Origin of the sequence: Jonquetella sp. BV3C21, from assembly GCF_000468895.1 — a bacterium.
In the GTDB taxonomy this organism is placed as follows: Bacteria; Synergistota; Synergistia; order Synergistales; family Dethiosulfovibrionaceae; genus Jonquetella; species Jonquetella anthropi.
In genome coordinates this window covers 43676-56058 of record NZ_AWWC01000012.1, presented here as the reverse complement: position 1 = coordinate 56058, position 12383 = coordinate 43676, and the positions used below count along the sequence as shown (strand labels likewise).

The 12383-nt window shown below is 61.5% G+C and carries 15 protein-coding genes; 14 read left to right on the top strand and 1 reads right to left on the bottom strand.

Translation table 11 applies throughout. The features are described 5' to 3' along the window. Positions 1–15 precede the first annotated feature (15 nt). From HMPREF1249_RS03560 to HMPREF1249_RS03540, 5 genes are all read left to right on the top strand, one after another. Positions 16–732, top strand: a complete 717-nt coding sequence (locus HMPREF1249_RS03560) for a sulfite exporter TauE/SafE family protein (RefSeq protein ID WP_008523361.1) — start codon at positions 16–18, stop codon at positions 730–732. A gap of 110 nt (positions 733–842) precedes the next feature. After that, the gene (locus HMPREF1249_RS03555; protein WP_008519545.1) at positions 843–2183 is read left to right on the top strand and encodes an amidohydrolase; all 1341 of its coding nucleotides are present in this window, start codon (positions 843–845) and stop codon (positions 2181–2183) included. A 27-nt stretch (positions 2184–2210) separates the two neighbouring features. Further along, positions 2211–3059: a DUF3100 domain-containing protein gene (locus HMPREF1249_RS03550; RefSeq protein WP_008523359.1), complete on the top strand. Its 849-nt coding sequence runs from the start codon at positions 2211–2213 to the stop codon at positions 3057–3059. 3 nt (positions 3060–3062) lie between these two features. Further along, entirely contained in the window at positions 3063–3551 is a 489-nt protein-coding gene (locus tag HMPREF1249_RS03545) for a hypothetical protein (protein WP_008519541.1), read from the top strand. A 137-nt stretch (positions 3552–3688) separates the two neighbouring features. Continuing rightward, positions 3689–3895: a DUF1858 domain-containing protein gene (locus HMPREF1249_RS03540; RefSeq protein ID WP_008519539.1), complete on the top strand. Its 207-nt coding sequence runs from the start codon at positions 3689–3691 to the stop codon at positions 3893–3895. 137 nt (positions 3896–4032) lie between these two features. Here the strand turns inward: HMPREF1249_RS03540 and HMPREF1249_RS03535 are convergent, their stop codons facing one another. Beyond that, positions 4033–5727: a gamma-glutamyltransferase family protein gene (locus HMPREF1249_RS03535; RefSeq protein WP_008523356.1), complete on the bottom strand. Its 1695-nt coding sequence runs from the start codon at positions 5725–5727 to the stop codon at positions 4033–4035. A 439-nt stretch (positions 5728–6166) separates the two neighbouring features. Between HMPREF1249_RS03535 and HMPREF1249_RS03530 the strand changes: the two genes are divergently transcribed. The 9 genes from HMPREF1249_RS03530 to HMPREF1249_RS03490 are packed head-to-tail and all read left to right on the top strand — an operon-like array spanning position 6167 to position 12383. Further along, the gene (locus HMPREF1249_RS03530; protein ID WP_008523355.1) at positions 6167–6949 is read left to right on the top strand and encodes a hypothetical protein; all 783 of its coding nucleotides are present in this window, start codon (positions 6167–6169) and stop codon (positions 6947–6949) included. Further along, positions 6946–7485 (top strand): hypothetical protein, encoded by a 540-nt coding sequence (locus tag HMPREF1249_RS03525; protein ID WP_008519532.1) that lies wholly within the window; start codon positions 6946–6948, stop codon positions 7483–7485. The genes HMPREF1249_RS03530 and HMPREF1249_RS03525 overlap by 4 nt, the downstream gene beginning before the upstream one ends. 11 nt (positions 7486–7496) lie before the next feature. Next, the gene (locus HMPREF1249_RS03520) at positions 7497–8885 is read left to right on the top strand and encodes a GspE/PulE family protein (protein ID WP_008523354.1); all 1389 of its coding nucleotides are present in this window, start codon (positions 7497–7499) and stop codon (positions 8883–8885) included. Further along, a complete protein-coding gene (locus HMPREF1249_RS03515) occupies positions 8885–9913 on the top strand; it encodes a type II secretion system F family protein (RefSeq protein WP_021775826.1) in 1029 nt (342 codons plus the stop codon). The genes HMPREF1249_RS03520 and HMPREF1249_RS03515 overlap by 1 nt, the downstream gene beginning before the upstream one ends. Continuing rightward, complete coding sequence (locus HMPREF1249_RS03510; protein WP_008519526.1) at positions 9913–10209, top strand: hypothetical protein; 297 nt, start codon at positions 9913–9915, stop codon at positions 10207–10209. The genes HMPREF1249_RS03515 and HMPREF1249_RS03510 overlap by 1 nt, the downstream gene beginning before the upstream one ends. Continuing rightward, the gene (locus HMPREF1249_RS03505; RefSeq protein ID WP_008523353.1) at positions 10206–10976 is read left to right on the top strand and encodes a hypothetical protein; all 771 of its coding nucleotides are present in this window, start codon (positions 10206–10208) and stop codon (positions 10974–10976) included. Before HMPREF1249_RS03510 ends, HMPREF1249_RS03505 begins: the two co-directional genes overlap by 4 nt. Continuing rightward, entirely contained in the window at positions 10973–11476 is a 504-nt protein-coding gene (locus HMPREF1249_RS03500; RefSeq protein ID WP_021775840.1) for a hypothetical protein, read from the top strand. The genes HMPREF1249_RS03505 and HMPREF1249_RS03500 overlap by 4 nt, the downstream gene beginning before the upstream one ends. Next, positions 11473–11949 (top strand): general secretion pathway protein GspM, encoded by a 477-nt coding sequence (locus HMPREF1249_RS03495; protein ID WP_008519521.1) that lies wholly within the window; start codon positions 11473–11475, stop codon positions 11947–11949. Before HMPREF1249_RS03500 ends, HMPREF1249_RS03495 begins: the two co-directional genes overlap by 4 nt. Then, positions 11946–12383 (top strand): hypothetical protein, encoded by a 438-nt coding sequence (locus HMPREF1249_RS03490; RefSeq protein WP_008523350.1) that lies wholly within the window; start codon positions 11946–11948, stop codon positions 12381–12383. Before HMPREF1249_RS03495 ends, HMPREF1249_RS03490 begins: the two co-directional genes overlap by 4 nt.

The following is a 12383-nucleotide window of genomic DNA, read 5'->3' as shown; positions in this document are numbered from 1 at the left end:
GGAGGACGCGGAGGAATGGTCCAACTTCTCGTCGGCTCGGCAGTTTTCTTCTTTGGCAGCATGCTGCAGGGTGTCGCCGGATTTGGGTTAGGGCTGATCGGCGCGCCGATCCTTTTAATGTTCTACTCGACGTCAATGGTGACGGCCATGCTGGCCATCTTCGCCAGCAGCTCCAACTTGGTCATCCTCTGGAGCTTGCGCCGGTCGGTCAACCGGCGGCTGTACCTTTTGCTTTTGGCCGGCGCCGTGTTTGGGATTATCCCGGGGGCGATGATCCGTCATCTCGTGCCGCTGACGGCGTTCAAGTGGATCATCGGCGTCCTCATCATCGGCTGCGGAGGCGTCTTGGCGACTGGCTGGCAGCTCAAGCGCCAAAACGACATGCTGACGGTCGGCGTGGGATTTCTCGCCGGCGTTCTGGGCGGGTGCCTTTCAATTGCCGGCGCGCCGGTGTCTATTTTCCTGACCGCCGGCGAGCTGTCCAAGAACGAATTTCGCGCGACGATCTCCTTGTTTTTTCTGTCGGTCAACGTCTTGGTGACCGCCGCGCTGGCGCTGGGCGGGCAGCTGTCCTTCGAGCTGGTCAAGCTGGCGCCGATTTACATATCGCTCATCTGCCTCGGCAGCGCTCTGGGAACCCGTCTGGGTTTTTTTGTGCCGGCTCGCGTTTTTCGTCTCGTGGTGATCTGTCTGATCATCTGTTCCGGAGCGTCCTTACTTATTTTTTCGTGAAATTTATAAAATTGGACATAAACAGTAATTCAATGTATAATACAATCAATACATTGTCGTGCTGAAAGAATAAACAGCACGGCATTCTTTTTACGGAAGGAGTTGAATCAATGACGGGGACGAAAAAAGAACTGAAAGCGATGGTTGTTTCGTCCATTGACCGACGGGCCGAAGAGTCCCAGCAGTTGGCGTCGAGCATCGCCGAGACGCCGGAGCTGGGGTACTTCGAGTTCCAGACCTCGGAGAAGATCAAGAAGGCGCTCGAGGCTCTGGGTCTGAAGGTGGAGAACGGACTGGCTCGGACAGGGCTCAAAGCGGTCCTTCAGTGCTCGACGGACGGTCCGACAGTTGCTGTCATCGGCGAGCTGGACGGCATTCCCTGCGTCGCGCACCCCACAGCCGACCCTAAGACGGGGGCCTCTCACGCCTGCGGCCACAACCTGCAGGTCACCGAGATGGTAGCCGTCGCGGCGGCGCTGAGCGATCCGGCGGTTCGGGGCAAACTGTCCGGGCGGGTAGCCTTCATGGCGGTGCCGGCGGAGGAGTTCATCGAGATCGACCGCCGTACGGCGCTCCGCGAGGAAGGCGCCATTGCCTATTTGGGCGGGAAGCAGGAGCTTGTCAGGCTGGGCGTCTTCGACGACGTGGACATGGCCATGATGGTTCACGCCGGAGGACACGCGCCCGAGCCGGGGTTTGACGTGCCGGATCTGAGCATGGGGTTTCGGGCGTTCTCGATCCGCTACAAGGGCAAGGCGTCTCATGCCGCCGGCGCTCCGCACGAGGGAATCAACGCCTTGAACGCGGCAATCATTGGCATTGGGGCTGTCAACGCCCTGCGGGAGACGTTCCGCGACGAGGACAACGTGCGGGTTCACTTCATCATCACAAAAGGCGGCACGTCGGTAAATTCCGTGCCGGACGACGTGAGACTGGAAGGGTACGTCCGCGCCCTGTCGACCGACTGCATCAACAGGACGTTTGACCGGGTTATCGACGCGTTTGAAAGCGGCGCTAAGGCCGTCGGTGCTTCCTTCTCCGCCTCGTCCCTGCCGGGGTATCTGCCTCTCAAGTGCTCAGTCCGGCTGAATGACCTGTTCTCAAGCAACGCGGAGGGGCTCGTCGGCGCGGACCGGGTCAAGAGACACACTGTGTTTTCCGCTTCCACTGACTTGGGCGACCTGACCCAGATCATGCCGGCCATTCAGCCTCTGGCGGGCGGAACCGACGGGGCGCTTCACGCGCCGGAGTTCGGCGTGGTCGACTTTAACTCGGCGGTGCTCGCCCCGGCGAAGGCGATGGCGATGACCGTGATTGATCTTCTGGCCGACGGCGCCGCGGAAGCGAAAGACCTGTTGGCGAACTTCACCCCTGTGTTCAGCAAGTCCGGCTATTTGGCCAATCTGGACGCGTCGTTCGGCGTCCGATCAAGCGGCCCGGAAAGCCGATAAATCATTCGTAGCGAAAGGAGAAGGGCAATGACTATTGTGGAAAAGGCTTTGCGCAACTGGAAGCTCCACGTGCTTGTGGTGATCCTCGTCATCATCGCGGAGCTCATCGGGACGAGGAAGTTTCCCATCGGGATTGGCACGCTGGTGGCCGTTCCGCTCCTGTATTCGTTTATTCTCGGGGCGTGCTGCGGAGCGCCCAGCCTGAAATTGTTGAACAAGGACGAAATGTTTCAGGCCTCGTCGCTGGTGGGCGTGACGTTCTTCTTCCTCATGGCCCGCTATGGGACGCTGGTGGGGCCAAACTTCTGGAAGGTCTTGGCCCTCGGACCGGCGTTGATCTTGCAGGAGTTCGGGAATATCGGCACGGTTTTCCTTGGGATTCCGTTGGCCGTCCTGCTGGGACTGAGACGTGAAGCCGTGGGCGCCGCGTTCTCCAACGCCCGCGAGCCCAACATCGCCATCATCGGCGAAAAGTACGGCTTGGACTCTCCTGAAGGCTTCGGCGTCATGGGCGTGTACGTCGTCGGCACCGTTTTCGGCGCGATTTTCTGCAGCTTCCTCGCGTCGGTTGTCGCCACCACCATGCCGTTCTTCTCTCCTCAGTCTTTGGCGATGGCGTGCGGCACCGGCAGCGCCGGCATGATGACCGCCGCTGTTGCGCCGCTGACCGAAATTTGGCCGGCTATGAAGGACGAGCTCGTCTCCTTGGCCGCCGCGAGCAACATGATGTCAGGTCTCGACGGCGTGTACATGTGCGTCATTTTGAGCCTGCCGCTTTCGAACTGGCTGCTTCGCGTGCTGGGAGTGAAGGACGCCCCGAGCGTTCCTACCGGCTCGTCAGCCTATGCCGTTGGTCAGGAAAAGAAGGGAGAGTAAGCCATGACTTTCCGCCAGATGTTTATGTTCCTGCTGATTTGCCTTGCTCAGTGTCTTGTCGGTAACTGGGTTTCCGGCGGCGGTTTCGGCATGATTTCCTCCGGCGCCGGGACGGCCAGCCAGCTGTTCATCGAATCGATCCCCGGCATGTTGATCCTGCTGGCCATTATTCTGGTCGGCGTGGGCATCTCCAATGCCATCCCGTGGAAGGGGTTCCCGGCCGTCGCGTACATCGTCACGCTCGGCTGCATCGTCACCGTTCCCGGTTTCCCTGGCGCTGAGTTCATCACCAAGTGGGTGTCCAAGATCAGCTTCATCGGCCTGTGCACGCCCATTCTGGCTTACGCCGGCCTTGCTATCGGCAAGGACCTGCACATTCTCAAGAAACAGGGCTGGCGCATCGTCATCGTCGGGCTGTTCGTCTTTGTCGGCACCTTCCTCGGTTCTGCGCTGATCGCCGAAATCGTGCTTCGGATCATGGGCAAGGTTTAACCCGCTCAGCTCAACGGAAGAAAAAGGATCGAACCGCCCTAGGGCGGTTCGATCCTTTTTTGAAAGCTCGGTTGTTTTTAGCCGATTTGACCGTATAATTATTAAAAGTTACCAGAAAAAACTTTGGGAGGTCAACGATGAAAATCACCAAGGACATGAGTATCGCTTCGATCGTCGAGCAGTATCCAGAGACGATTCCGGTGCTTCAGCAGGTGGGCATGGGGTGCCTTGGCTGCGCTATCGCTCACTTTGAAAACATCGAGCAGGGCGCGCTGGCGCATGGAATTGACATTGAGGGCCTCATCAAAGTTCTTAACGACACAGTGGAGGGCGCCGCGCGCTGAGCGGCGGCGTCCCTTCTTCAGCCGTTTGTGCCGAGCTCGCTCGGTCGGGACGGCTTCTTTTGCGCGTCGCGCCCAAACGCCCGCAAAAAACTCCGCCCCATTATTTGGGGCGGAGTTTTTTCTATCCCAAGCAGGTGTTACCACGCGGCGATGCACCCGTCGGTCCGGGACTCAGTGCCGCCGACCAGAGTGCCGTCGTCGGTGCGCCAGATGATCTGTCCCCGGCCGAACGTCCCTTCCAGCGTGTTGTACCGAATGTCGTGGCCCATTCTCTGGAGCTTGCGGACGTCTTCGGCAGGGAACGACGTCTCGGCGTCGACCGTCAGCCCATTGGACCACTGCCAGCGCGGCGCGTCCAGCGCCTGTTGGGGGTTCATGCCGAAGTCGATGGCGTTCATCAGGACCTGTACGTGTCCCTGCGGCTGCATAAAACCGCCCATGACCCCAAACGGTCCGACCGGTTTGCCGTCCTTGGTCAGAAAACCCGGAATGATGGTGTTGTAAGGGCGCTTGCCCGGCGCGAGGACGTTGGCGTGGTTGGGATCAAGCGAGAACCCACGGCCTCGGTTGTTCAGAGAGATGCCGGTTTCGGGAACGACGACGCCTGACCCGAACCCGCCGTAGTTGCTCTGGATGAACGACACCATGTTCCCCTCGCCGTCAGCGGTGCAAAGATAGACTGTGCCGCTCGTTTCCAGATTGCCAGCCTCAGGAACCTGAGCCCGATCGGTGATCAGCCCGCGCCGTTTTGCTCCGTACTCGTCGGAGATCATCTCCGCCACTGGGACCTTGGAGAAGCGCTGGTCTGCCACGTATTTCATCGCGTCAGCAAAGGCCAGCTTGATTGCCTCGATCTGAAGGTGAGCCGTCTCAGGGCCGCGGTTAGTGAACGTGTAGCCTTTCAGGATATTCAGCGCCATCAGGGCTGTGATCCCCTGACCGTTGGGCGGCAGTTCCCAGACGTCGTAGCCCCGGTAGTTGACGTGAAGCGGCGTGACCCACTCAGGCTCCACGGCTGCCAGGTCTTCTTCCGTGATGTAACCGCCGGTTGCCTTGGAGAACGCGGCGATCTTCTTTGCGATCTCGCCGGTGTAAAACGCCTCGGCGTTCGTCTTGCCGATCAGCTCCAGCGTGCGGGCGTGATCAGGCAGCTTCCACAGTTCGCCGGCGTGCGGGGCCTTCCCATCGTGGGCGAAAACGTTCCGCCATTCCCGGCACTCCTCGGGCGAATGGGAGATGTATTTATCCGCGCTGCGGTTCCAGTAGTACGCCACTGTAGGCTGGACGGTAAATCCGTCTCGAGCGTACGACACCGCCGGAGCGAGAACGTCAGAAAGAGGCAGCTTCCCGAACCGCTGGGACAGGACGGCCCAGGTCTTCGGCGCTACCGGTACCGTAACAGCCTTCCAACCCAACTCGGGGATGGTCTTGAGGTCCTTGAAGGCGTCCAGAGTTAGGGCCTTGGGAGCCCGACCGCTGCCGTTGATGCCGTACATCTGACCGTTCACCCAGAGGATCGAGAAGTTGTCGCTGCCCAGTCCATTACTGGTAGGCTCGACCACCGTCAGAGCCGCTGCAGTAGCAATTGCAGCGTCAACGGCGTTGCCGCCCTTTTTAAGGATCTCCAGTCCGGCCTGTGCCGCCAGCGGGTTGGACGTGGCGACCATACCTCTGGAACCGTAGACGACGTTGCGCCGCGCCGGATACGGGTAGTAATTGGGGTCAAACGACATCAGAGAATCCTTCGCGGCCGCTGGTTGTGCGGCACAGCAAAGAAGGGCCGCAGCTGCGGCGGAACGGCAGAGAATTGAAAAAAGGTCCGAGCAGTTCATGTTATCCCTCCAGTCTTTAAAAACGTCTGAGTTATTTCCGAGGGGAGCAAATTTGGCGAGATATCAGTAGGAATTAGGTCATCGTATACACCTCTTTCAGGCGAGGCATGCAAAATATGCTCGAAAACCTATTAGGATAAGTTCAAATAATAAACAAATATATATTTTATATTTATAAATGAATTAGCATTTATTTACTATCCTAAAGTCAGGCCCGCGAAATAATATACGTAAAACACCCGATTTGCGACCGGAGAAGCCGTTCGGCAGAAGAATATTGGCCGATCTGGCAGGGCTAAACGCGGCAGTTGAGAGATGAAGTGGCGAGTCGTTCGTTCTCAGAGCCGCTCGCTGGGTGAAAAGAATTACTTGAAAGATAAGCAATAAATATGATAAAAGAAATTGTGTAATGAGATCGCTGGAGAGACAAGGAGGGGCGATGAGAAGAGCCGGGACCACTCTCGTTGAGGTACTCGTCGCGCTGTCAGCCGCCGTTCCTCTGCTGTGGGCTACTGGCGCCCTTGTGAGCGGGGCCCTTTTCTGTCGGTTGACGAGCGCCGATCCCGTCCGAGGGAGCCGGACGGCTTCGAGCGTCGTCGCTTGGATGGAGTCGGCGGTCTCCAACAGCGGCTTGGGATTGCCGAGCCGGTGGGAGCGTGGGCTATTTCGCGTCGCCGGCCATGAGCCTCGTTGGTCGGGGTGGGGAAGACCCGTGACGGTCGGGCGCAAGCGTCTGGGAGGCTTTGTTCCCTTGCCTGACGGCACGGCGGGCAACGCGGTTCGGTTGGTCACCGCCCTTCGGCGGTCTGGCGTTGCCGGGACGGAAAACTGTTGGGCGCGGGCCGGACAGCTGTTCGACTGGCGTCATGCTGGTCGGTTAGTTTTTGAAGGCGCTGGGGTCTCTCATCCGTCCCGTTGGGCGCTCGTGCCGGGGATGAACGTTCCGGTCTTTCTTCAGGGCGAAACGACGTTCCTGTCGGCTCGGGCTCTGACGGCTCGCGACGCCGTCTTTCCCGCCGCGGCGGACTGGTATCGTCTCGTGGCGGTCGAACTCTGGTTTGAGGACGGCGCCGTTCGGGTGAATTATCAGGACGGTTCGGGCAATCAAGTCCTGTTTTCGGGCGTCCAGGATTGTTGGTTCCGCGCTGGAAGCGGTGAAGTTGAGCTTTTCATCAAAGCCGGCGGGGCGGTCCGAGGGCGGTCTTGGAGGATCGAAAGATGAACCGGAAAGGCTTTGCCCTGCCGCTTGTTCTCGTCGCGCTGGCCGTCGCGTCGGCGGCCTGTTATTCGTCCCTCAGGTGGGGCCAAGAAGCCGCGGATATTTGGCGGCAGGAGAAAAACGGCGCGGAACTGTTCCTTTCGTGCCAAGACGGTTTGTCTCTGGCCGAGCGGTGGCTTATCGCCGAACGGCCAGGACCGGCAAGCGGCGAGCGGCCCGCGGTGGCGGCTGGAAATGGGCTTGAAAAGCTGCGCTTGTCCCTTCCATCGGAGATCGCCAGCCAAGTTTCCGGCGGCGTGAACCGGAAGGCGGAAGTTTTCTGGCCCCTATACGCCGTGACCTCCGGGAGCGTTGCCGACCAAGCAGTCTTATGGCCGCCCGACTGGTCGGCTCAGGAACTTGAACCGGGCCGAAAGCTCTATGTTATTCGAGTGACCGGCACCGTCGAGGCGACGAAGGAACGTCAGGAATGGGAAGAGCTGGTGTCCATCGGTACCAGCGGCGAAGAGATCCGCCGGCTGTACAGGGTGAAACGATGACGGAGGAGCCGATGAACGGTCAAAACGAGATGGGCGTTTCTGGGGAAGTGCGGCTTGCTCTGTCGCGGGACTGTTGCGAGAGCCTTCGGGTGGTCCCGCTGCGGTCAGACGGTCGGACTCTTTTTGCAGCGCCCGCCGAACCGCTCCAGCTGCCTCAGTTCGACCGGCTGGAAAGGGAATGGCGCGGGCCGGTTGAGACCGTTCGGGTGAGTGACGAGTGGTTCGCCGCCGAGTTTCCTCGCCATCTGGCCTTCGTGTCCGCCGTGGAGGACGCGGCGTCGGAAAATGAAGGGGCCCTTGCCGAGCTGACGGGCCTGATTTTTTCTTGGGCCTGCGGCGAGGGGGCTTCGGATATTCACTTTGAGCCGAGCTCTGGCGACGCGCGGATACGCTTTCGGGTTGACGGCCGGCTCAGGCTCGTCTCGTTCATTCCTCGGCGGCTTCACGAAAACCTGCTCAGCCGGCTGAAGCTGACATCGGGCTTAGACATCGCCGAGCGACGGCGCCCTCAGGACGGTCGGCTCAGCGTCACGGTCGGTCAGTCCGCCGTGGACGTGCGGATATCAACCCTGCCCACGCTTTGGGGCGAAAAGCTGACCGCCCGTCTGCTGACGTCGGCCGGCGGGCTGACGATTGGCCGGCTGGGCGGCGGCGAGGCGGTCGGACGAGCCCTTCGTGCTCTGACGTCGCTCTCGTCAGGGCTGGTGCTCAGCACCGGGCCGACCGGCAGCGGCAAGACGACGACCCAGTACGCGCTGTTAAAAGAAATTGATCGGGACTCGTTCAACGTCCTGACCGTTGAGGATCCGATAGAATACCGTCTGCCCGGCGTCAACCAAGTGCAGATCAACGAGGCCGCTGGGGCGACGTTTTCGTCAGTTCTGAAAGCGATGCTTCGTCAGGATCCAGACGTGATTATGGTCGGCGAGATCCGCGATCCTCAGACGGCCCAGTTGGCGACGCGGGCCGCTCTGACCGGTCATTTGGTGTTCAGCACGCTGCACACGGCCGACGCGGCGTCAGCCCTGTGGCGGCTGATTGAAATCGGCGTTCCGGTGTGGCTTGTGGCCGCGTCAGTCAAAGCGGTCGTCGCTCAGCGGCTGCTCCGACTTCTGTGCCCTCACTGCCGCCGTCAAAGCGCCAGTTCGGCCTGCTGGACGCCGGTCGGCTGTCCGTCTTGCGGCGGAACAGGGTATCGAGGAAGGACGGCGATTTTTGAAATTCTGGAGATGGACGACGCCGTCCGCCACCTCGTCATGGGGCCGGACGGGCTGACTGAAGTCCGCCGACTTCTGGCACGACGGGGCGTGAAACCGCTTCGGGATCAAGCGCTGGAGCTGGCGTCGCAGGGGCTTGTCACGATGGAAGACGCCCTGCTCTCGACGCCTGACGGCCAGTGATGCGTTGGCGCTCTCGGATCTCCGGCGCCGAACGGACGGCGTTTTTGCAGGCCCTGTCGCAGTTTTTATCCTGCGGCGTGCCGGTCGACCAAGCGCTGAAAGATCTGCCGGTCGGCGGGGCCTTGGCGTCCCGACTTCGGCGGTCCCTGCTGAGCGGTTTCTCGTTTGCTGACGCTTTGGAGCGGGAGAACGAATTTGACCCTGTGACAGTCGCCTTGGTTCGGGCCGGCGAGGCTCACGGCGCGTTGGTTCAGGCTCTGAACCAAGCGGCTGACGTGCGGTGCCGCCGACAGAAACTTCGGAGCGCCGCCGTCTCGGCGTCGGTTTACCCGGCGTTTGTCCTCGCGTTGGCCGGAGTTGTTACCGCCGTTATGGGAGGCGTCGTCCTGCCGCGGTTCCGTCAGGCGTTCGAGCGGTTGGGCGTCCAACTGCCTCAGGCAACGCGGTTTTTAATGTCCGTCGGGCCGGCTTTCGCGGTTGCCCTGCCCGTCGTCATTCTGCTTTTGGGGACGGTCGCCCTGCTGGCCCGCCGGCGACTTTTGCCGCAGGGCGTGACCGACTGGTGGGAGAAAATATGCGACCGCCTGCCGTTTTCGGGCCCGTGGCGAAGGGCGGCGGCGTTGGCCCGAAGCACGGCGGTGCTGGCCGGTTCTCTCGCCGCCGGGGTTGAAATGAGAACGGCGCTTGGACTGGCCGGCCGGGCGAGCGGCCGCGCAGCTGTCTGTCAGGCTTTAAGCCGAGCGCGGGACCGAGTTTCAGCCGGTATGTCCCTGTCGGACGCGCTGAGCGGCGAAAAAGTCATCGGCCCGTGGGCGGTTGGAATTTTGAAGGTAGGCGAGCAGACCGGCTGTCTGGCTGAAAGCCTCCAACGGCTGGCCGACTTGTTGGCACAGGAGCAGGAAGGACGGAGCGCCATGGCGATGAAAATTCTTGAACCGGCGGTTATCCTCGCCGCCGGAGCCGTGACGGCCTTTGTGGCGTGGGGAATTTTTGCGCCGCTCGTTTCGGCCGTGGAAGGGCTGAGCTGATGAGACGGCGGGGGACTACTTTGACGGAAGTCCTCGTCGCTTTGGCGTTGGCTGCCGGAGCGGGGTTTCCGGTCTGGTGGGCCTGTGAGCGAATTCACGCCGTGACAGTTGACGCGGCCGCTCGGTCAGCTCGGCTTGACGCGCTGTTCTCCGCCGTCGTGACCGGACGGTCGGGAACGTGGGCGGGACAGAGCGCTTCCGTTCGTCTGACGTCCGAAACAGTCGAAGCGGTTCTTGACGTTCCGGGCGAGCCGGAAAAGTTGGCCGCCGTTCGGCGCGCGGGGCGGGACAGATGAGCCTATGGAGCCCCGATCGCGTCGGCGCGGCATCGGACGATAGGGGGACGACGGTCTTTCGCGGCCAAATCGACGTCAGAAGCCGTCAGGTGAAAACGAAAGAAGTTCGGCTTCTCAAGCCGTCGGTTCTCACCTCGGAAGCCGATTGGGGAGAAGTCAAGCGGGCCGCGTCCGGCGGCGCGAAAATAGTTTTTGGCTGGCCAGTGGGGGGAACGCGGTTTGACGTGAGTTCCGGGGCGGTCGGCCCGAACTGCACGGAGCCGGTTGACCTGGGCGGAAAACAATTCTGCTTGACCGCCCAAGCGGACTGCGAATCGGTATGCGGTTTTCTCGCGAGGGCTGAAAAGGCCGTCCCAGTGCGGGCCGTCGAGCCCCTTGAAATAGCCGTCGTCCGGCCGTTTGCCGACCTGTCGTCGGCCGGCGGCGCGCTGTTCGTCTGCCGGTTGGGCGGGGCGATCCTTTTCGCTCAACTGTGGAAGGGCGAGCCGATTTTTTTCAGGGCCACGGACAACGGGGCGGACGATGACGGTCAGATCGTCAGGCAGGCGCTGCGGACGGTGGAGTACCTGACCGAGCGGTATTCACCGCTGAAAGGGACGCTCTGTTTCACGCTCGGCGAAGGCCGAGATCCGTTGGCTAAGGCCCTGAGCGCCTCAGGCCTGCGGGCGCGTCCTGTGAGCCTGTCCGACTGCTGGGACGGCAGCCCGCCGCCTGACGACGGGCTCTCGATAGCGGCCTTTGGCCTCGCGATGTGGGGGATGTCATGAAAACCGCCGTCAATCTGGTCAAACCGACCCAGCTCTTGAGCTCGCCGGTCCTCCTGTTCCTCGGCCTGTGGCTTCTGTCCTGCGGCATCGCCGGCGTGACGGGATGGCGGGCTTGGCAGACTGCGGGCGGCGAGCTGGTGCGGTTTGAGGCGGCTACTGCGGCTTGCTTGGCTCGGTCATCAGAGCTTGAAAAGGACAACGAGCGGTACGCCGCCCGTCTTAACCTGTATGAGCGGATAGCCCAGCGGCTGGAAAAGCCGATGGCGCTGATCCTCTCCGAGTTTGCCGGGAGACTTCCGCAGGGAACAGGGCTTCACTATGCCCGAATCGAAGGGGACGCGGCTAAGTTTGTCGTCCGAAGCTCGGACGGCGAAAAGGTCTATCAGCTGTCGGAAGATCTTTTGACGGTCCCGGATTGGACGTTTTCAGCGCCGCACCGGGAAAGCCAGTCGTCCCGCCGGGACTTGTGGGGGATTGACGGGCGGAGGAACAGTCCATGAGGCCGAGGCTTATCGGGGCTCTGCTGCTTCTGTCTGTCGTCCAGTTGGCCGGCGTTTGGGCCTTTCGGGCCTATTTGGCCGACTTAGCCAAGCGGCGCGACGCGGCGGCAGAAAAGCTGTTTGCCTGTCAGGCCCAAGTCGCCCGGCTCTCGAGCCGGGCCGATGAGGCGCAGAAAATTTTAGACAAGTTGGCCGCGGAGCCGCTCGGCCCGGAAGGCGAGGCGGCGCTGACGGTCGTTTCGCCGTCGGCGGCTGAAAAGGGGCTGACGGTTTTTTCAGCTCCGAAACGGACGGAAGGTCTGACGGCATTCTCCCTGAAGGGCCGAGCCGACGGGCTCTTGAAGTGGCTGGACGACTGGGAGCGGAACTGTCCGGCCTCGTTGGTGAGGCAGGCTGAGTTTTTTGAGACGCCGGAAGCTCCAGGCGAGGGAATACTGCGGGTCGTCATCGAGGCCCCGGAGGATGAGGGATGAAAAGCTTCGGAGGTCTTCTCATCGCCGTGGCCGCCGGGGCGGCTCTTCTGTGGAACGCCCGAATCGACCTGCCGGCTGCGGCCTTTCAGGGCGCAGCCGAAAGGAGCGAAGAAAGGGAGCTCGACGACGGGCTCGCCGCCCGTTTGGCCGAGGCGCTGAACAGGAGGCGGAGTTTGCCGCCTGTCGCGCCGGTCTTTTGGAGCATTCCCGACGAGGCAGCTTTGCCCAAAGAAGCGGTTCCAGCCCGGCTCCTTGGCGTGTTCATCAGCGGTCCCCGCCGGGTTGCCCTCGTGCAGATTCAGGGCGAGACGCGGCTGCTTCCTCCGGGCGGTCAGGCTGGCGGCCTGACCGTGACGGCGATCGGCGACGGGTGGATTAAGTGCCGACGAAACGGCGAAGCGTTCACGCTTCGGCTTGAAAAAGGAGGACGGTGA